This is a genomic window from Bacillus sp. A01H (assembly GCF_045277205.1).
GTDB classification, from domain to species: domain Bacteria; phylum Bacillota; class Bacilli; order Bacillales; family Bacillaceae_G; genus Bacillus_A; species Bacillus_A paranthracis.
The window spans coordinates 2,699,014-2,717,317 of the sequence record NZ_CP117702.1; the positions used below are offsets into that span (position 1 = coordinate 2,699,014).

Consider the following 18,304-nt stretch of genomic DNA (forward strand, 5'->3'; position numbering starts at 1 on the left):
TTTAATAGGTTTTCTCTCTATGTTGAAAATAAAAAAGTGGACAAAACGAGACTAATGTCTCGTTTTGTCCACTTTTGTTCACCTAATTTGAAAATTATTATCTTATTCACCATCAAAACTCTTCTGTAATTTTCGGATGTAAATAATTTGACCGATATGATATGCATTATGAGTAGTTACATTGGCTAGCACTTCCCACCACTTTGCAGAAACAGGAAATCCCACTACATCGCTTTCAACCCTTTCTTCATTTATGAGATTTTGCCATAGTAACAGTTTCTCTAGTAGTTTTTCTCGTAATTCATCGAAAGTTTGATTATTTGAAAGCATAAAACTTTTGTTATTATCTCCAATAGCGGGCACAGCATTCACATTCGATTCTTTATATCTAGTTTGCCACGTAGAATTCCAATACAATAAATGTTGTACAATTTCAGCTATACTGTTACTCTCTTCATTCGGTTTCCAGAAAGCTTCCCTCTCAGATAAACCCTTAACTGCATCTGAAAACGGAATATACCAACTAGGATCGTTCGCATTCGCTAATAACTGATCTGCTAATACATCCTTCACATGGGCCATTATTCTTCCCTCATTTCATAAACGTATTCATACTCACTTCTCTATATACGCTGAGTCCGTATAATTTCCTCTTTTAAAAATCTCATAGAATATAGAATTAACGGGTAATGCTCTCAAAACGAATGTAAGAATAATAGATTTTCTTATCATAAATCGTTATGATAAAAGAAAAAGAAAGCTGGCAGAAAATGAACAAAAAAGTCGCAATTATTACAGGATCCTCAAGTGGATTTGGACTATTAACTACACTCGAACTCGCAAAAAAAGATTATTTAGTTATCGCTACAATGAGAAACCTTGAAAAACAAGCGAACTTACTATCTCAAGCTACTCAACTAAACTTGCTGCACAACATAACAGTCCAACAATTAGATATAACCGATCAAAACTCTATACATACCTTTCAATTATTTTTAAAAGAAATAAACAGAGTAGACCTCCTTATTAATAATGCAGGATATGCTAATGGTGGCTTTGTAGAAGAAATTCCAGTAGAGGAATATCGCAAACAATTTGAAACGAATCTTTTTGGTGCTATATCGATTACTCAGCTTGTTTTACCATATATGAGAGAACAACAAAGTGGGAAAATTATTAATATAAGTAGCATTAGTGGTCAAGTTGGATTCCCTGGTCTATCTCCTTACGTTTCTTCAAAACATGCATTAGAAGGATGGAGTGAATCCCTTCGTTTAGAAGTAAAACCTTTTGGAATAGATGTTGTTTTAGTGGAACCTGGTTCTTATAACACGAATATATGGGAAGTTGGTAAACAACTAGCTACAAACCAATCTGATACTACTTCTCCTTACAAAGAATATATGGATAAAATACAAAAACATATTAATAGCGGCAGTGATACATTTGGTAATCCGATAGATGTTGCTAATAAAATTGTAGAAATTGCTGAGTCTAAGCGTACGAATTTACGTTATCCAATCGGTAAAGGTGTAAAATTTATGATCTTTGCAAAGAAAATTCTTCCTTGGAGATTGTGGGAATATCTTGTTTTGAGAAGCTTTAAGAAAATGTAATTACCTTTATTGAAAAACATTTTGAAAGAGGTGCTAATTAAATGTTAGGTTTACCCTGTGGTAAAGTGTTTTTAGTTCCGTGGACTGAAGAGTGGGCAATTGAATTTATAAAGGAGAAACAATTCATTGAGGAACAAATTGGCGAACATATTTTAGCGATACACCATATTGGCAGTACTGCTATTACGCATTTAAGTGCAAAGCCAATTATTGATATTGCAATCGAACTAGAAGATTATAAAGACGCTTTAAAATGTATTCAAAAGTTAGAACTATTAAATTATAAATATAGAAAGGATGTATTACCCGAAAGATATTATTTTAATAAAGGTGAACCAAGAACTCATCAAATTCATATGTATGAACAAAGGAATAAACATTTAATAGAACAATTACAATTTCGAGATTACTTAATAGACAATAAGACTGCTCGTATACAGTATGAACAGTTGAAGATTCAACTTTCACAAGCTAATCCTAATGATAAACATCAATATGCAGAGGATAAAACAAATTTCATTAAATCCGTATTAGCGAAATTAAATGGTTAAATTGAATAAGAAACCATTTAGCAGTAAATGGTTTCTTATTTATTAGTTATCTCATTATTTATAATCAAATTTTTAATTATACAGCAGGTGGAACGAAATAAAATAGTATCGAGAGCATCAATATAAAAGAAACCATTCCCGTTATCGAAAGTATATATTCTTTTGATTTTCTATCATATTTCCATTCCATCCATGCTCTTAAAGTCCATGATATCCCTAAATAAGTGAACATGACATAAGCCATTTTAGCGTTTTCAAATTTAAACATATAATAACAACTACTTATTACATAAATAATAATAAGACCTATTTCTAATTTTACATGTAAACTATTCACATGCTTATATCCAAAGAAGCCTCTTTTCTCCATATTTAATTTTCTTCTTAAAAACTGTTCTAAAAAGTAACCACCTATACCCAGTCCAATAATAATAATTAAAATTGTAGAGGTATCCATTGTTATCCCTCCAATTACTTTATATATTTTTAGAAACAAAGTGGACTATATTATGGTTATTCTCTTCTAAATAACTTACAATTCCTTCAGGATATGTTGGCTTCTCCTTTAATTCCTCTATGCTCTTCCATATTAATATAATATTCTCATGTTCTTTATGCCTTATTTCATTTGTAACCATCTCTTGAACAGTTCCCCAATATATCAATGTACAATGATGTCCTTTTTCGTTGTTCCACTCGAAAATATGCTCATTTACAACAGCTAGCTCTTGGACATCAATTTTCAAATCGTATTCTTCCATTAATTCTCGTATTATCGCTTCTTTTGCTGGTTCACCAAATTCAATAGAGCCTCCTGGAAAACGATAAAATGATTCATTTTCATCGCATTGAACGAGCACTTTTGAGTTATCTCCATTATAAATAATAACTTCTACACGTAATACAGATCTATTCATTATTTTCCTCCTTTAATTCTTTAATTGAAAATTTATTAAAGAAAGAAGTATATAATTAATCCAGTTATTATTAGCGCTGTAACTGCAAATAATGAAATCAAGAACTCGCGCGATTCCTTATCATATTTCCACTCCATATATGATTGAAATCCATATAACGTGATAAAAAACAAAAGAGGTACATACCCCATAAATATACGGTTTGGAAACAAAGCACTTATCGCAATAACAACTATATAAGAGAAAATAATAATTCTATTCCCCCATTTATGTGTTTTATTCACATATTGATTATCCCATCCCTTTTGTTTCGGTATGTTTAATCTTCTTCTTGCTATTTTTTCAAAAACGAATATACATAGTACCCATAAAATTAATAGCGTTATTTTGGTAATTGACAGAAAACCCTCTCCTTTTATTTTCTTACTTTTATTTTCTCTGGCTGATCACTCGGATAAGTAGCTTTTCCTTTATTATCAATGTCCCAACTAATAATTGTCGCACTATCGCGTCCGAATTGATGATGAACGTGCTCTAATACATGATGAACACTTTCTTCAAGTTTTATATTATTTCTATTCATATCACTATACAGATTTACAGGAGTTTCATACCGACGTTCCCCGCATTCTAATACTCCATCTGTCACCATTACAATTCGATTCTTTCCATTACGTAATTCACGAATGCCTGTTGAATAACAAGGAACAGGTAAATCAAAAGTATTTACGTTACCAATCCATTCGTAAAAATGACGTTGATTTAGTGCGTATTGTCCTAATTTGTGTAATTCATCATGAAATACATACACTAAACAGTCTCCGATAGATAACCACCATATATAGTTTTCTTTTCTTACACATAGTAAGCAAGCTGTTTCACCTTTAATTCTTTTGCACTTTTCCTTAAATGAAGAAGATTGTAAGATTGTAAGAATATGATTTTCAATAGATCGAAATACTGTATCAATCGATTCATTCATCATTTCTTTTATATTTTCATATTCTTTTTGAATTGTATTTACTACTAAATCAACACTTTCTGCACTATTATGTCCATCTAATATAGCTGCAAATTCCCAATCACCATTTGACCAAACTAACGCACCATCTTCATTCTTTTTTGCTCCGGCACTAATATTCCCACCATATGCACCGAGCACGATATCACCATATTGCTTTACCGAAATTTCGTCTAAACACATTTCTCTACTTCCAATCCATGAATGTTGTCTATTATTTGTTGTATGCATATTCACTCACCATATACTTTCGTATTCTTTCGCATAGTTTTTTGATTTTTTCTGTATCACTATAAGGCGCACCGTTCCATTTCTCTACTTCAGTCAGTGACCAAAACTCTTTTGGTGTATTTGCATAACGCGGTATGATGTGCATATGCATATGTGGTACACCATTCCCTGAAACAAAAGTGTAAATATGTTCGGCACCTTCACTTTCTTTTAGTGCTTTACTTACTCTACTTGATATAAGTCCGAACCTTTTTGCTTCTTCATCTGTTAGCTCAGCAAGACCAGGTACATATCTTTTTATATCTATCATTACATAACCAAGATACGTTTCTTCGCTATCCCAGTGGACATGTCCAACGTAAACGAGTTCATCTTCGTAAATAGCTCCACCTGGAACTGTAATATTTCCTTTATGGTTTTCACAAATGAAGCAGTTTTGTTCTTCTTGATTATTTGTTGGCATATCCATTACCATCCTTTTTATATATAATATCATAAAAAAAGGAAAAATAGGATTTATATTCCGAAAATTCATTCTTTTAACACGACAATTTTGAATTGAATTTACACCTCATTTTTTCTTCAAAACCACAACTCCAATTACAATCCCAATCACAATTCCGATTACTAAATTATTTGTAAAATAACCTTGGACTACACCGATTACAACCCCTATACCGACGCCTATCGCCAAGGCATCATTGCTTTTTTTCTTTTTAGACAAAATAGCATCTCCTCTCATAATTTCTTCCAAAATACTATCTATTTACATGAAGTCACTGTCTCCTAATATATTCGCTATTCCACTTAATAATTTCCAAAAAATGTACTTTATTACTTATACTTTTCCACCACATAATCCTCTTCTTAAGAAGAGATTTTCAAGTCGCTGTTAAACAAACATATCGTTATTCATCGAAGAATTAAATCAATGAAATAAAAAAACAAGTTTTTGCGTCAGCTGACGGTTCTGTTATCGTTCGAATATAATCTATTCAAACAAAAAACACACTTTGTATAATAAAGTGTGTTTTCTTGTTATCTTCTTTTTTGGTGAAATCCTTGTGTAATACGATCTAATATAATCGCAATGACAACAATGGCTAGTCCCGCTTCAAATCCCATCCCGATATTAACTTGTGTCACAGAGCGGTATACATCAACTCCAAGACCTGGAGCTCCTACAAGCGATGCTGTTACTACCATTGATAAAGAGAGCATAATACTTTGGTTCACACCAGCCATGATCGTTCCAGTTGCGAGTGGTAATTGTACTTTAAATAATTTTTGTGATGCGGTTGAGCCAAATGCATTCGCTGCTTCAATTAAATCTTCTGGAACTTGTCTAATTCCTAAATCAGTAAAACGAATTGTCGGTGGCATTGCAAAGATTACTGATGCAATAATCCCGGGTACTACACCTACTCCGAAAAATGTAATCGCGGGAATAAGATATACGAAAGCCGGCATTGTTTGCATAAAATCTAACGTTGGTTTTAAAAATTTTGAGAAACGCTCATTTTGAGATGCTAATATCCCAATTGGAATTCCGACAATAATTGAAATAATAACGGAAGTAAGTACGAGTGATAATGTTTGCATCGTTTGTGCCCAGTAGTTAATATTCAAAATAAATAATAATCCGATGAGTGTAAAAATAACTAAAGATACTTTTCTCGTTGTGTACCAAATGAGGAAACACAAAATAATAATCATCAATATAGCCGGTATTATTGTTAAAAAATTAGTGAGTAAATCAACGAATCCGCCGATAATATAAGAGAATCCTCGGAATAAGCCTTCAAAGTGCTCATATAAACTTGCAACAAATGAGTCGACCCATTCCCCTAAAGGAATACGCGGTATACTATTCATCGTCTTTCACCTCTTCTTCAATATTACCTGCAAGAGCTTGAATGACACTTTCACGTTTAATAATTCCTCTTAGCCTTTTCTTCTCATCAATTACTGGTAACGGATATTTCATCTCCGCCATTTTCGCATAAGTTTCTTCCAGTAAAGTATCTAAATACACGTGCGGAATATCGGTAAGTAATAAATCAGCAATCGGCCATTGCTTTTGTACTGCTTTACTCGCATCATCTGCCGTTAATATTCCTAAAAACTCATATTTTTTGTTAACAACATACACTGTAGAAACGCCGGCATTTCTCATAATTTGAAGTGCTACACGTGGTCCACGGTCAATTAATAACGTCTCTGGTCGTTTTAATATAGATTCCGCCGTTATTACTTTTCCTAAATTCACATCCGCCACGAATTTCTCTACAAATTCATTCGCAGGACTCATCATAATTTCTTCTGGCGTTCCAATTTGGACAACTTCTCCATCTTTCATTAACGCAATTCGATCACCAATTCGAAGGGCTTCATCTAAATCATGCGTAATAAAAATAATTGTTTTTTCCATTTTATCTTGTAATTCTAACAGTTCATCTTGCATTTCTTTTCGAATCAGTGGATCTAATGCACTAAATGACTCATCCATAAGTAAAACATCCGGATTATTCGTAAGCGCTCTCGCAATGCCGACACGCTGTTGCATACCACCACTCAGTTGACTTGGATAATTATCTTTATGATGATCAAGTCCAACTAACTTCAAGGACTCTAACGCTTTTCTCTCTCGTTCCTCTACTGGAACTCCTTGTATTTCCAACCCATATGCAACATTTTGCAAAACGGTACGATGAGGGAATAGAGCGAATTTCTGAAACACCATGCTCATCTTCGTTCTTCTCACTCTTCGCAACTCTTCTTTTCCCATCGTTGCGATATCCTCTCCATCTATGTATATATGCCCCGCTGTTGGTCTAATCAGTTGGTTTAACATACGAACTAATGTCGATTTCCCGCTACCAGACAATCCCATAATAACGAAAATTTCTCCCGTATATACTTCGAACGTCGCCTTTTTTACGCCAACGTTCATTCCTGTCTCTTTCAAAATTTCCGATTTACTTTTTCCCTCTTTTAATAAGGTAAGCGCTCTTTGCGGGTGTTTCCCAAATACTTTTGTTACGTTTTCAACACGTACCTTTGTATTATCCATGTCACTACTCCTTTTCTACCCATCTATTCACATAGTGTTGCGATTTTGCAAAGAAATATTACATAAAAATAACATTTATAAGATTTCTTTAAAATTCTTTTTTCCGTTCATAATAAGAATGCTTACTTATACATTTATTTAAAAAGCAAACGTTTCTTAGGAGGTTTTTAATGAGAAAGAAAATATGGCTCATATGCCTTGCATTATTTATTACTATGATTTTCTCTTCATGTAATGCAACAAATGCAAATTCGAAAGGAAAAATTAAACTAGGTGTAACAAGTTGGAAAGAAAACATTGCAACTGCAAATATGTGGAAGGTACTACTAGAACAAAAAGGCTACAAAGTTGAACTCATGTATTTAGAAAAAGCGGCAATTTGGACTGGTGTTGCTCGCGGTGATGTTGATGCTAATTTAGAAGTATGGCTACCCGTTACGGATAAACCACTAAATGATCGTTATAAAGATGATATTGTCTTAAAATCAAAATGGTATGAAGGAACCGGACTAGGTTTAGTTGTCCCTTCTTATGTGAAAAACATAAACAGCATTGAAGATCTAAATGCACATAAAGATGAACTAGATAATAAAATTGTCGGAATTGAACCTGGCAGCAGTCTTATGAATTTAACGAATAAAGCGATGAAGGAATATGATATAAAGCTAAAACTTGTCCAGTCTTCTGAAGCTGCTTTGATGAGTGAACTAAAAAAAGCATATACGAAAAAGAAACCAATCGCTGTTACGCTTTGGAATCCACATTGGGGTTTTTCAGAATTTGACTTAAAATATTTAAAAGACCCTAAGAAAGTATATGGTGAAAAAGATGACATTTATTACTCCGTTCGTAAAGGTTTCGAAAAAGATCATCCGGATATCATAAAATACTTTGATAAATGGAAAATGAACGATGAACAGCTTGGTACATTAATGGTTGAGTTAAATAAAACGAAAGATTCCGAAGAAGCGGCGCGAAAATGGATTAAAAAGAATCAAGCGTTAGTCGATGAATGGATAAAAGATTAATAAAACAGGCTAGAGAATATACTTTACTCTCTAGCCTGCTTTCTGCTATTTTTTCGTAACAACATCATCTACAATCCCATATGCCTTCGCTTCTTCTGCAGTCATAAAATAATCTCTTTCTGTATCATGTGCTACTCTTTCAATCGGTTGCCCTGTTTTTTCTGCAATCATTTTATTAATATCATGTTTTAACTTTAAAATTCTTTTTGCTGTGATTTCAATTTCCGTTGCTTGCCCTTGTGCACCACCAAGCGGCTGATGAATCATAATTTCACTATTTGGGAGTGCAAACCGTTTTCCTTTTGCACCTGATAATAATAGCAATGCACCAAATGATGCTGCAAAGCCCATGCATAGCGTTTGCACGTCTGGTTTGATTAAATTCATCGTATCCAATATGGCAAAACCTGCTGTCGTTGATCCGCCTGGGCTATTAATGTATAAAAATATATCTTTCTCTGCATCTTCTGCTTCTAAAAATAATAATTGAGCTACGACACTACTCGCTACTTGATCATTTATTTCTGAACCGATAATAACAATACGGTCTTTTAATAACCTTGAGTATATATCATAGGAACGTTCTCCTAATTTCGTTTGCTCTACAACATATGGAATTGCATTCATTTTAAATCCCTCCAATAATTGTTATGCTGCTAAAAGCATACAACTGTAGGAAGAAGGTTGTTTCACATTAAATAATAAGACTGGCTGTTTAGATGGTAACTTAGTAAAATCTATTGTTGGAAGCAGTTTCGTTAATAATTCCGGTCTCTCTTCTCGAATAGACGTTACTACAACTTCCATATCGTCTGTGAATTCAACTATCTCTATCCCTTCTTCACTTACAGTTTTCAACCTATTTCTACTCCGAAACAAAGAAGCTTTTACTGCCCCTTCCGATACGGAACATACTTTAGCAATATCAGCGATACTATATTGAAAAACATCTTTTAATAATAGAATTGCGGATTGCTGTACATTTAATGAAGATAATACTTTCCCTACCATTTCATGCAAATCTGCAATTTTTTCATGTGGTTCTTCAAAAGTAATTTGGTCTCTTATTTTTTCATGAACTGATTTTGACTTTATTTGATCTAACCAACGATTTCTAGCTATTTTATATACGAGCGTCATACAAATATCTTTATTACTATATTTTTGAAGTACTTTACAAACTGTTTCTTGGGCAAGATCTTCGCCATCCCATTTATTTTTCGTTAAAAATGTACAGTATCTTTTCAACTCTCCGTATTGCTCAATTAAAAAAGTTATATTTGAATGATTCATATCGATATGATTTTTCAAAATATGAGTTACTTTTGTGCACAAAATAACCACTCCTTTTCAGCGCTTACTTAATTAACGATTCAACAAATAAAAAAGTTACGGGGCATATAAAAAAATTATGTTTATGTTCAATAATTCGCGGTCATAAATATGTTATGTACAATTTTACGTGAGGAGGAACAAATTTGCCAAAATTAACAATTGAAGGTGCGGGAACTTTTGATGTAAAAGAAGGAACAAAATTAGTATTAGCAATTGAAGATAACGGTGTAAACATACTCCATCGTTGCGGCGGAAAAGCACGTTGCACAACTTGTAGAGTAGAAATTATAGCCGGTGATTTTTGTGAAGCGAGTGCGAATGAAAAAAATGCGATGACAGAAAAAGGAATTGAAGATCATTTACGATTATCTTGTCAAATGCGTGTACATAAGGATATAGTAGTTCGTCCAGTACTTACAGTTGAAAGTTCAGGTCTTGATGCTGGACCACGTCCGGCGGAGTAAAGCGATGGATTTAAAACAGATAGCTGGTGAATATGCTGCAACCTTCGTAAAAGATGGTATGAAGATTGGTCTTGGTACAGGATCAACCGCATACTGGACGATACAAAAATTAGGTCAACGTGTAAAAGAGGGATTATCAATTCAAGCTGTCCCGACATCAAAGGAAACGGAAGCATTGGCACAGCAGCTAAATATTCCGTTGATTTCGTTAAACGACGTACAAAGTCTTGATCTTACAATTGATGGAGCTGATGAAATTGATTCTAATTTACAGCTTATTAAAGGAGGCGGTGGCGCATTACTTCGCGAAAAAATCGTTGCCTCTTCCTCTAAGGAACTACTTATCATTGCTGATGAATCGAAACTCGTAACGCATTTAGGTACTTTCCCATTACCTGTTGAAATTATACCTTTTTCATGGAAACAAACCGAAAGTAAAATTCAATCTTTAGGATGTCAAACAACGTTACGTTTAAAAAATAATGAAATATTTATAACCGATAATAATAATATGATTGTCGATTGTATATTTCCTAATCATATAGCTACTCCTTCCGATTTACACAAAAGATTAAAAATGATTACTGGTGTAGTTGAAACCGGATTGTTTGTTAATATGACTAGTAAGGCGATTATTGGAACAAAAAACGGGATACAGGAATTATAATGAACGCTGACTCTTACAGTCAGCTTTTTTATATTTTCTCGTTATTACGTAACATTATGATATACTATGAAAACAAAAGCACATTACACTAGAAAGGATTGAACAATTTGCACTCCAAACTCATAACAGAACTTACAGATTTAGAAACTGCCTTTCATATTCGAAAAGAAGTATTTGTAAAAGAACAAAATGTCCCACTTGAAGATGAATTCGATATGTTTGATGAAATCGGGGAGAAATGTAAACATATTTTAGTTTATTATAACGAGCTTCCTGTTGGTACAGGTCGCATACGATTTGTTGATGGAACTGGAAAATTAGAACGTATTTGTATTTTAAAAGACTATCGTAAATACGGTTTAGGAAAAGTAATTATTCAAACGTTAGAAGAAATTGCTCGTGAAAAAGAATCTACAAAAGTAAAACTACACGGTCAAACACAGGCTGAAGGATTTTATAAAAAACTAGGTTATCAAACCTCTTCTGATGTATTTATGGAAGATGGCATTCCGCATATACTTATGACGAAAATGTTATCATAATAAAAAAGGCAGTATATGAAACTACTTTACGTATTCATATACTGCCCTTTTTTATTTATAGAAAAATGAATTCTCAAGATGTCCTTTTGCATCAAAGCCCATTATCTCTTAGTTCATACCAAGGTAAAGCTTACACTGTTTTCCATAATGATAAGGCATAAATCCAGTTTGGATCCCCATTTCCTTTATAACTTTGGACTGCTTCATATACTTTTCCCTCGTGTAGAACTTTATCTCCCTTTTCATATGCTTTCTTTGCATCCCATTCTTCATATGAAACGCTTTCAGTTTTTGTAGTAATTATGAATATATCACTCTGTACAGATTCATTTCCAGCTACATCAACAGCTTTCACTACATATTTATAAGTAGTATTAGAGAGTAAATATTTATCCATATAAGAAGTCGTATTGGATGTTGCAATTTTTTCCATTGATCCTTTTGTTTCTCTATAAATATCGTAATGGTCTACACCAATATTATCGTCAGAAGGACTCCACATTAGATCCACACTTGACGCTGTCGTTCCCATACTATATAATCCTTTTGGTTGTGTTGGTGCTTCTGTATCAGGAGCCTCAACTGTTGTTTTCACTGTAAGCGTTGCACTTTCTTTCGATACATTTCCAGCTGCGTCAATTGCTTTTATAGTATAAGAGTATTCTGTACTTGGTTGTAATTTTTTATCAATAAAATGAGTTCCTGGTACTGTATCAATCATCTCTCCGTTACGGAAGATTTGATACCCTTTTACCCCTACATTATCCGTAGAAGCGGTCCATGCTAGTTCTATACTATTCGCTGTTACTTTTTGTGCCTGAATTCTATTTGGAATGCTTGGAGCTTCTGTGTCTGGTTTTACGTCATTGATGAGATTAACATCAATTACATTATAGAATGCATTTGCTGTATCAGCTACATCCCATACTGCTAAAATTACATGATACCCACTTCTATCAGTAGGTACATTGATTTTGTGAGTTAAATGATTTGAGGCTGCAGAACCATCATGTTGCACAGTTCCAATTGGTTCAAAATCTGCTCTTGTGAGCGCTTTATTTGGATTCCATCCTTTTTTTGTAATATAGTAATGCCATTTGCTCGTTAAGTGAGGCGCTGTATATTTCCACGTAAATGTATTTTCCCCGCCTGTAATTGTATTTTTAAACCAACGATCGGCAGTTTGTTGATCTAAAATACCACCAAACTTACCACCTGCAGAAGCGATTTGACCATCAACTGGGCCAGTTTGCGGGAACCCTTTTGGAGCTTCCAAACTTTGTGGTTCATACATAACACTTCCGCAGTTTACATTTAGTGCACCATAAGTTGGACTACATAAAGCAGATCGGCTGCTCGGCTTTTCAACAAAACCGTGCGCGTATGCGTTTTGAGGAATAAGTGTCGTGCCAATAATTCCAGCTGTTAATGCAACAGCTCCTAGACTTTTTTTGTTCATTTTCATGTTTTGTAGTTGTTTTAAAAATTGATTCTTCATGTTCCTGTCCCCTTCTTGTTATAATTCGTAGTGTAATGTGGGCTTCGATGTAAAAGAATAACAAGAGACAATCTTGTAACGATGTATGTGTGTGTTATGCATACACCGCAGTGAAAATATATTTCATTTCTTGTGAAATATTTCACTTGATGAATATATCATGACATAGAAATCATCAAAGTATGTGCAGAAGTTGTGCAGAAATGATGAAAGCATTAGTAACACGTAAAACTATGGTCCGAATTTGCAAAACAGAATATTTAACATTTCAAAACAACGAATTCTCCGCTTCATATAAAAAAAGAGTGTCTATATCATTTCATATAGACACTCTTCTCATGTATAATTTTCTATTTATTATTGACCTATAAATGTAAAAATCTCATCAGCAGCTTCCTGATAGCCACCAGATTTCAGGAAAGATTCCTTCAAATTCCATGCAACTTCTTTATATGATGGATTATTTAATACAAGTTCTACACTTTCACGTAGTTGTTCTACAGTTAATTCTTTCATAGATAACTTAATCCCAGCTCCTAGATTCTCCACTTGCTTTGCGATTACTGGCTGATCTGCACTTTGCGGAATTACAATGAGTGGAATCCCGTTATATAGCCCTTCATGTGTACTGTTCATTCCACCATGTGTAATAAACAACTTTGTATATGCAAGTAGTTTCGTTTGTGGTACATAGTTTTTCACAATGAAGTTTTTAGGAATTTCACCTAAATCACTTATGTTCGTTTTATTACCAATAGACATTACAATAGTATGCTCGCTATTCTCGAACGCCTTCATACAAAGTTTATAAAAATCAAGCGCTTCATTAAAAACAGTGCCTAGCGAAATGTAAATCGGGCTTTTTTCTTCAATTGAAGTAAAATCAAAGTCTTCATTTTTTACTTGTGCAGGGACGGATGGACCTACAAATTTAAATGTTTCATTAAACATATCTCCAAAAGGCTGGAACTCTTTTATTGTATATACAATAGTAAGTGACGCTGGATTACAGAAAACTTCATATGGTGAGTTTATTTCAACACTATACTTTTCCGCAACCTCCTTAGTTAATCTTTCAAAATCATTATGTATCCTCTCCTGAACTTTCACTGGGATACTTTTAGACAAGTGATCTAACATTTGTTGAAATGATTTTTCATCTTGTGCAAAAGATGTACAGGAATTTATTGCCGGAAGCTTTAAAATTTGAGCAATTATACGGCCACAGCCAAACATCGAATCATGAATCATATAATCAAAATGTTCTCCTTCAATTTGTTCAAGAACACTTGGTATAATAACATCTGCTGTATGTAGAAGGCCATTTATTCTTTCCTGCAAATAATTTCGGCCACCGGAAAGAAATGCTTTTATAAACCTTTGGTCGTCAATTGTTCTTACAATAGCCCCTGTTTTTTCAATACGTTCTCTGAAAGCTTCTATCGAAAAATAAACTACCTCTTCCCCACGCGAAACTAATTCTTCTACAACTTGCAACGTTGGATTTATATGTCCTTCTGATCCAGCATTAATGAATAAAACACGTGCCACTTAAAACACTCCTTACTTTAAATCTTATCTATATTATTTTGCTCTTATAATTTTTCTAAATGGACTTAGCGAGCCTAAATCCAAGGTCATCTATGTAAATTACAACTGGTTTGTTTTTATCTTTGGATAAATTTGATGTATGATTCGTAATCGCATCATATAATTCCATCGTTACAACATACTTTGCAAGAAGAAACGAATTAACTTGGGCTTTCCATTCTTTCTTTATTCGATCATCTCTTAATTCTACTTTTCCTGCTGGAATTTTCACCATATTAGAATCAACTAGCCTAATAAATCTATCCAATTCTATACCCCCAGGTTATTTCTTTTTATAATCTAACCATTTATAGCACTGTACTTCTCTAAAAATAGTCTTACTTCATTTGTAGATTTTAAAATAATAACATCTTTATCCTTACTCAATTGATTTAACTTCTTTAAAATTGTAGGTCGCTTCGTCTTAGGATATTCCCATATCCATTTAAAAAATTGTAAATCAAATCTTTCCTTACATCCCGCGCCCATATTTGGTCTTGTTTTATTCCGATATTGTATAACTCTTTTAAAAGCACGATAAACACATATTGTTCTATGAATATCAAGAAAAATAATTGTATCAGCTGCGTTCATTCTTATGTCCATTGTCCCGCCATAATTCCCATCAATAATCCACTCATCTTCTTTCACTAATTCATTTTAAACTGTTCTTTGCTCCTCTTTCGGTACCCCTTCCCAATTCGGTTTCCAAAATAACGCATCAAGATGATGTACTTTAATATTTAATTTATTTCCTAACTGCCTTGCTAATGTAGACTTCCCTGAACCACCAGAACCTATTAATATTATTTTTTCATATTTGTACACTACTTTCTATTAATTCTTCAATAGTTTCTTTATTAGCAAAAATCCAGAAAAACATCTCTTCATTTAACTTTAATAAATCTTTTAACTGAACAAAATAAGTAATAAAGATAACTTGAATCGAAAGCATGACATACCAAATAGACTGTAGTTCTTCTTTCATTAAAATGTTTTGTTTATTATATCCTTCAAAGATTGTGCTGATAATATGTTGCCACTTCCCTCTTAATACTTCATCACTATATAACTCACTCAAAATACTCGTACAGCAATAGCATAAATCGAATACTCTTACATTACTTTCTAATAGTTCAAAATCTATAAAACCTTGAAATTCATTATCTTTAAAGATTACATTGGATAAGTGCATATCACGATGAATAATTTGCTCTCGTAATGGGTGAACTATTTCTTTGAAAGCTGTATGTATTTGATTCATTTTTCGAATTACATCCTGATGAACATACTCATTCTTTTCTAAAATAGGTAAAGCCCATCCGTATACTACTTTATACAAATCTCTTTTTACTAACTCATTATTATTCACCGAATTAAGTACTTGATGTAAATTAGCTATTTCTTCTCCAATTGTACTTCCTAGCTCCTTCAGATTTTCTGTATCTTTTATTTCAAGTCCACTTCCAGCAATATATTTGTACAAACAATAATACTTCTCTTTATAAAATACATACTTTTTACTATTACTCGTTTTCACTAATTTTTGTACTTTAACCCCTTTTTCCTCAAGCTGTTTTAATACATGTATTTCAACTAATAGTTGTTTTATCGATCCCTTTTCCTTCAAAATATAGGATTTATTATTACAATGAATCTTTGTTACGTTTGCTTTTATTTCAGTAGCTGTGACATCTTTATCTTCAAACCAAAAATTCACAATTTCTAATATATCCTCCATAATAAATACCTCCATTTAAAATCGCTTATTCGTCCTTAATATAAACTCAAAAAGAAATCCTACCCCAACACCAATTGTATAAGCAACTAAATCACTCCACAAAAATCCATAACCTAATACGAGTCCACCTAAAGTCGTTGCACGAATACTATCTATCCATTCAGCATGATACAATTGGCTCACTTCAATCCCGTAGCAAAACATTAAACTAACAAAAGCCAATTTCTTCATTTCTATTTTAGGAAATAAAAATCCAAATCCAATAAAAATCATTAACGCCCATAAAGCATCACCTAAATAATCATTTAATAGAGCCGGCAGCGCAAAAGCAAACTTTCTTGAACTAAGCCCTAAAATAATAACAAGGATTGTAAACATTGCGTATAGTAATCTATTTCGTTTCGTATTCATTTCAAAACTCCTAATTCATCATTTATAACTGCAAAATAGCTAGTAAAATATAATCATTTTACTAGCTATTTATTAACTGCTTTAACAATAAGAAAATGTGGATTTGTATTTAAATAGTAATAAGATTTTTCATTTACTTCTTTCATCTTTTCAACTGGCCTTGGTTCGACCATTTTTTCTAACATAAAATAATTTGTTGTTTCATTAATAATATCTTGAAGTGACCTTCTAAAAAATTCAACTTCAATTGTAATATTAGGTTTAATCCAAGTATCTACTAATAATTGTTTTTCAAAATAATTTTTACAAGTAAACTTTGTAAAATCCATAAAAGGATGATGAATAGAGTATATAAATTCTCCACCTGGCTTCAATACTCGACGAAATTCCTGAAATACTTGATTCCAATTTTGTAAATAATGAAGAGTTAATGAACTTACAATTATATCAAAAGTATGATCTTCAAACGGTAATACTTCTTGCAAGTCATGACAAAGAAACGTTGCTTTATCCCCCATACTATCCTTTGCAGCTTTTACCATTTCATAACTTACGTCAATTGCAGTAACATTTGCTCCTCTTTCTACAAATTGAGAAGTATACCATCCAGCTGCACATCCGGCATCTAGTATACTCTTCCCTTCTAATTTCTTTGGAACCATCTCCATCATCGCTGGTCTTTCATAATAGCTGTTATATGGATTTGCCACATCTAGATTTTCTTTATATGTACTCGCTAATTTATCATATGTATCTTTGATCGTGTCTTTCAATACATCCACCCCTTATACATATTAATCTAATAACTCTTGCTGCTTTCTCTTTGAAAATGATTGTAGAACTAAATCATACGACCAATCAATCATCTTATTAATTTGCACTTGTTCTACATCTTTATGTACATACACCGTATTCCAATGTTTTTTATTCATATGATAACCCGGAATGATTGTTTCTGGATACTCTTCTCTTAATCTTAGCGCAAGTTCTGGATCACATTTTAATGTTATTGCCGCTTTTTCGCCTTCTTCATGGTTCAATATCGCAAATATTTTATTATTAAGCCTCATACACGTTGCATTCCAACCATCTGGTGAATCTTCTGTCGCTTTTCTTTTCGATAAACAATATTCCCTTGTTGCATTCATTCTAATTCTCCCCTTATTCTTTCACTATTTGATTACGATGCATCACAATTTGTTTCGTCGCTTGAAATTGTTTTTGACCATAAAACTTTATAAGCTTCTCTCCACAAAATAAGCTCACAATATCGATATGAGATATTTCTTCAAGTAACATTGTAAGCATCTTCTCTCCAATACCTTTATTCCTTACACTCTCATGCACAACAACATCTTCTAAGTACGCTCGAAAAACACCATCTGAAACAACTCTAGCAAAACCAATTAACTCATTTTCTTTCCATACCCCAATTGCTATACTATTTTTTAACATTTTTTGAATATCGATTTCTTTTCTTTCTGGCCACCAACCGACAGAATCGTAAAGCCTCTTTAATTTTTCTGAACAGATTGGTTTCTCATCTTGTAATTTATATGTATACATTTTCTTTCTCCCATTTAACATGATATAAATTATTATAAATGATTTTATAAATT

At 32.9% G+C, this 18,304-nt stretch carries 24 protein-coding genes and 2 pseudogenes; 6 read left to right on the forward strand and 20 right to left on the reverse strand.

The window, feature by feature from the left end; all coding sequences use genetic code 11:
* Positions 1-102: 102 nt before the first annotated feature.
* A complete protein-coding gene (locus PSR14_RS14195; RefSeq protein ID WP_000951610.1) occupies positions 103-582 on the reverse strand; it encodes a DinB family protein in 480 nt (159 codons plus the stop codon).
* Between the two features lie 188 nt (positions 583-770).
* On the opposite strand from PSR14_RS14195, the gene PSR14_RS14200 reads away from it, so the two are divergent.
* The gene (locus tag PSR14_RS14200) at positions 771-1,616 is read left to right on the forward strand and encodes an oxidoreductase (RefSeq protein ID WP_212566750.1); all 846 of its coding nucleotides are present in this window, start codon (positions 771-773) and stop codon (positions 1,614-1,616) included.
* A 41-nt stretch (positions 1,617-1,657) separates the two neighbouring features.
* The gene (locus tag PSR14_RS14205; protein WP_073535898.1) at positions 1,658-2,167 is read left to right on the forward strand and encodes a GrpB family protein; all 510 of its coding nucleotides are present in this window, start codon (positions 1,658-1,660) and stop codon (positions 2,165-2,167) included.
* 76 nt (positions 2,168-2,243) lie between these two features.
* Here PSR14_RS14205 and PSR14_RS14210 read toward each other — a convergent pair whose 3' ends face one another.
* The 8 genes from PSR14_RS14210 to PSR14_RS14245 form a co-directional block, all read right to left on the reverse strand.
* Positions 2,244-2,624 (reverse strand): DUF4181 domain-containing protein, encoded by a 381-nt coding sequence (locus PSR14_RS14210; protein WP_000381562.1) that lies wholly within the window; start codon positions 2,622-2,624, stop codon positions 2,244-2,246.
* Positions 2,625-2,643: 19 nt separating this feature from the next.
* Positions 2,644-3,084, reverse strand: a complete 441-nt coding sequence (locus PSR14_RS14215) for an NUDIX domain-containing protein (protein WP_001082139.1) — start codon at positions 3,082-3,084, stop codon at positions 2,644-2,646.
* Positions 3,085-3,119: 35 nt separating this feature from the next.
* Entirely contained in the window at positions 3,120-3,458 is a 339-nt protein-coding gene (locus PSR14_RS14220) for a DUF4181 domain-containing protein (protein WP_163258297.1), read from the reverse strand.
* 41 nt (positions 3,459-3,499) lie between these two features.
* Entirely contained in the window at positions 3,500-4,336 is an 837-nt protein-coding gene (locus tag PSR14_RS14225; RefSeq protein WP_000557569.1) for a PP2C family serine/threonine-protein phosphatase, read from the reverse strand.
* The gene (locus PSR14_RS14230) at positions 4,320-4,805 is read right to left on the reverse strand and encodes an HIT family protein (protein WP_002163623.1); all 486 of its coding nucleotides are present in this window, start codon (positions 4,803-4,805) and stop codon (positions 4,320-4,322) included. The genes PSR14_RS14225 and PSR14_RS14230 overlap by 17 nt, the downstream gene beginning before the upstream one ends.
* A 102-nt stretch (positions 4,806-4,907) precedes the next feature.
* Positions 4,908-5,078 carry a hypothetical protein gene (locus PSR14_RS14235; RefSeq protein WP_001992228.1) on the reverse strand — a complete coding sequence of 57 codons (171 nt, stop codon included), beginning with the start codon at positions 5,076-5,078 and terminating at the stop codon, positions 4,908-4,910.
* Between the two features lie 296 nt (positions 5,079-5,374).
* On the reverse strand, positions 5,375-6,211 hold the full coding sequence (locus tag PSR14_RS14240; RefSeq protein WP_001084764.1) for a proline/glycine betaine ABC transporter permease: 837 nt from the start codon (positions 6,209-6,211) through the stop codon (positions 5,375-5,377).
* Positions 6,204-7,409: a glycine betaine/L-proline ABC transporter ATP-binding protein gene (locus PSR14_RS14245; RefSeq protein ID WP_000370624.1), complete on the reverse strand. Its 1,206-nt coding sequence runs from the start codon at positions 7,407-7,409 to the stop codon at positions 6,204-6,206. The genes PSR14_RS14240 and PSR14_RS14245 overlap by 8 nt, the downstream gene beginning before the upstream one ends.
* A gap of 170 nt (positions 7,410-7,579) precedes the next feature.
* Here PSR14_RS14245 and PSR14_RS14250 point away from each other — a divergent pair, with 170 nt between their 5' ends.
* Complete coding sequence (locus PSR14_RS14250; RefSeq protein ID WP_001227647.1) at positions 7,580-8,437, forward strand: glycine betaine ABC transporter substrate-binding protein; 858 nt, start codon at positions 7,580-7,582, stop codon at positions 8,435-8,437.
* A gap of 45 nt (positions 8,438-8,482) precedes the next feature.
* Here PSR14_RS14250 and clpP read toward each other — a convergent pair whose 3' ends face one another.
* Both clpP and PSR14_RS14260 read right to left on the reverse strand, forming a co-directional pair.
* Positions 8,483-9,064, reverse strand: coding sequence for an ATP-dependent Clp endopeptidase proteolytic subunit ClpP (gene clpP, locus PSR14_RS14255; protein WP_000991625.1), 582 nt, complete (start codon positions 9,062-9,064; stop codon positions 8,483-8,485).
* 21 nt (positions 9,065-9,085) lie between these two features.
* Positions 9,086-9,772: an RNA polymerase subunit sigma-70 gene (locus PSR14_RS14260; RefSeq protein WP_000337494.1), complete on the reverse strand. Its 687-nt coding sequence runs from the start codon at positions 9,770-9,772 to the stop codon at positions 9,086-9,088.
* A gap of 143 nt (positions 9,773-9,915) precedes the next feature.
* On the opposite strand from PSR14_RS14260, the gene PSR14_RS14265 reads away from it, so the two are divergent.
* The 3 genes from PSR14_RS14265 to PSR14_RS14275 all read left to right on the forward strand — a co-directional run bounded on the left by PSR14_RS14265 (position 9,916) and on the right by PSR14_RS14275 (position 11,445).
* Positions 9,916-10,236, forward strand: coding sequence for a 2Fe-2S iron-sulfur cluster-binding protein (locus PSR14_RS14265; RefSeq protein WP_001125380.1), 321 nt, complete (start codon positions 9,916-9,918; stop codon positions 10,234-10,236).
* 4 nt (positions 10,237-10,240) lie between these two features.
* On the forward strand, positions 10,241-10,903 hold the full coding sequence (gene rpiA / locus PSR14_RS14270; RefSeq protein ID WP_073541730.1) for a ribose 5-phosphate isomerase A: 663 nt from the start codon (positions 10,241-10,243) through the stop codon (positions 10,901-10,903).
* Between the two features lie 107 nt (positions 10,904-11,010).
* A complete protein-coding gene (locus tag PSR14_RS14275; protein ID WP_000555715.1) occupies positions 11,011-11,445 on the forward strand; it encodes a GNAT family N-acetyltransferase in 435 nt (144 codons plus the stop codon).
* A gap of 130 nt (positions 11,446-11,575) precedes the next feature.
* On the opposite strand, the gene PSR14_RS14280 is transcribed toward PSR14_RS14275, so the two are convergent.
* The 9 genes and pseudogenes from PSR14_RS14280 to PSR14_RS14320 form a co-directional block, all read right to left on the reverse strand.
* Complete coding sequence (locus PSR14_RS14280) at positions 11,576-12,943, reverse strand: lytic polysaccharide monooxygenase (protein WP_098487559.1); 1,368 nt, start codon at positions 12,941-12,943, stop codon at positions 11,576-11,578.
* A gap of 357 nt (positions 12,944-13,300) precedes the next feature.
* Positions 13,301-14,494 carry a macrolide family glycosyltransferase gene (locus PSR14_RS14285; protein ID WP_000124899.1) on the reverse strand — a complete coding sequence of 398 codons (1,194 nt, stop codon included), beginning with the start codon at positions 14,492-14,494 and terminating at the stop codon, positions 13,301-13,303.
* A gap of 100 nt (positions 14,495-14,594) precedes the next feature.
* Positions 14,595-14,801: pseudogene (locus tag PSR14_RS14290) on the reverse strand (hypothetical protein); the annotation flags it as partial.
* 32 nt (positions 14,802-14,833) lie between these two features.
* Positions 14,834-15,361, reverse strand: a pseudogene (locus tag PSR14_RS14295) (DNA topology modulation protein).
* A complete protein-coding gene (locus PSR14_RS14300) occupies positions 15,348-16,274 on the reverse strand; it encodes a phosphotransferase enzyme family protein (protein ID WP_000389484.1) in 927 nt (308 codons plus the stop codon). The pseudogene PSR14_RS14295 and the gene PSR14_RS14300 overlap by 14 nt, the downstream one beginning before the upstream one ends.
* A gap of 15 nt (positions 16,275-16,289) precedes the next feature.
* Positions 16,290-16,685: a DUF2809 domain-containing protein gene (locus tag PSR14_RS14305; RefSeq protein WP_001093430.1), complete on the reverse strand. Its 396-nt coding sequence runs from the start codon at positions 16,683-16,685 to the stop codon at positions 16,290-16,292.
* A 65-nt stretch (positions 16,686-16,750) separates the two neighbouring features.
* Positions 16,751-17,458, reverse strand: a complete 708-nt coding sequence (locus PSR14_RS14310; RefSeq protein ID WP_073541732.1) for a class I SAM-dependent methyltransferase — start codon at positions 17,456-17,458, stop codon at positions 16,751-16,753.
* A 21-nt stretch (positions 17,459-17,479) separates the two neighbouring features.
* A complete protein-coding gene (locus PSR14_RS14315) occupies positions 17,480-17,833 on the reverse strand; it encodes an MmcQ/YjbR family DNA-binding protein (protein ID WP_000994636.1) in 354 nt (117 codons plus the stop codon).
* Between the two features lie 13 nt (positions 17,834-17,846).
* The gene (locus tag PSR14_RS14320) at positions 17,847-18,251 is read right to left on the reverse strand and encodes a GNAT family N-acetyltransferase (RefSeq protein WP_000288941.1); all 405 of its coding nucleotides are present in this window, start codon (positions 18,249-18,251) and stop codon (positions 17,847-17,849) included.
* Between the last annotated feature and the right edge of the window lie 53 nt (positions 18,252-18,304).

Excerpts from the sequence above, each read along its gene's own strand:
- PSR14_RS14235 (WP_001992228.1), bottom strand. The coding sequence starts at position 5,078 with ATGAGAGGAGATGCTATTTTGTCTAAAAAGAAAAAAAGCAATGATGCC.
- PSR14_RS14300 (WP_000389484.1), bottom strand. The coding sequence starts at position 16,274 with ATGGAGGATATATTAGAAATTGTGAATTTTTGGTTTGAAGATAAAGAT.
- PSR14_RS14315 (WP_000994636.1), bottom strand. The coding sequence starts at position 17,833 with ATGAATGCAACAAGGGAATATTGTTTATCGAAAAGAAAAGCGACAGAA.
- PSR14_RS14245 (WP_000370624.1), bottom strand. The coding sequence starts at position 7,409 with ATGGATAATACAAAGGTACGTGTTGAAAACGTAACAAAAGTATTTGGG.
- clpP (WP_000991625.1), bottom strand. The coding sequence starts at position 9,064 with ATGAATGCAATTCCATATGTTGTAGAGCAAACGAAATTAGGAGAACGT.
- PSR14_RS14280 (WP_098487559.1), bottom strand. The coding sequence starts at position 12,943 with ATGAAGAATCAATTTTTAAAACAACTACAAAACATGAAAATGAACAAA.
- PSR14_RS14230 (WP_002163623.1), bottom strand. The coding sequence starts at position 4,805 with ATGGATATGCCAACAAATAATCAAGAAGAACAAAACTGCTTCATTTGT.
- PSR14_RS14200 (WP_212566750.1), top strand. The coding sequence starts at position 771 with ATGAACAAAAAAGTCGCAATTATTACAGGATCCTCAAGTGGATTTGGA.
- PSR14_RS14240 (WP_001084764.1), bottom strand. The coding sequence starts at position 6,211 with ATGAATAGTATACCGCGTATTCCTTTAGGGGAATGGGTCGACTCATTT.
- PSR14_RS14215 (WP_001082139.1), bottom strand. The coding sequence starts at position 3,084 with ATGAATAGATCTGTATTACGTGTAGAAGTTATTATTTATAATGGAGAT.
- PSR14_RS14210 (WP_000381562.1), bottom strand. The coding sequence starts at position 2,624 with ATGGATACCTCTACAATTTTAATTATTATTATTGGACTGGGTATAGGT.
- PSR14_RS14195 (WP_000951610.1), bottom strand. The coding sequence starts at position 582 with ATGGCCCATGTGAAGGATGTATTAGCAGATCAGTTATTAGCGAATGCG.
- PSR14_RS14205 (WP_073535898.1), top strand. The coding sequence starts at position 1,658 with ATGTTAGGTTTACCCTGTGGTAAAGTGTTTTTAGTTCCGTGGACTGAA.
- PSR14_RS14305 (WP_001093430.1), bottom strand. The coding sequence starts at position 16,685 with ATGAATACGAAACGAAATAGATTACTATACGCAATGTTTACAATCCTT.
- rpiA (WP_073541730.1), top strand. The coding sequence starts at position 10,241 with ATGGATTTAAAACAGATAGCTGGTGAATATGCTGCAACCTTCGTAAAA.
- PSR14_RS14225 (WP_000557569.1), bottom strand. The coding sequence starts at position 4,336 with ATGCATACAACAAATAATAGACAACATTCATGGATTGGAAGTAGAGAA.
- PSR14_RS14320 (WP_000288941.1), bottom strand. The coding sequence starts at position 18,251 with ATGTATACATATAAATTACAAGATGAGAAACCAATCTGTTCAGAAAAA.
- PSR14_RS14250 (WP_001227647.1), top strand. The coding sequence starts at position 7,580 with ATGAGAAAGAAAATATGGCTCATATGCCTTGCATTATTTATTACTATG.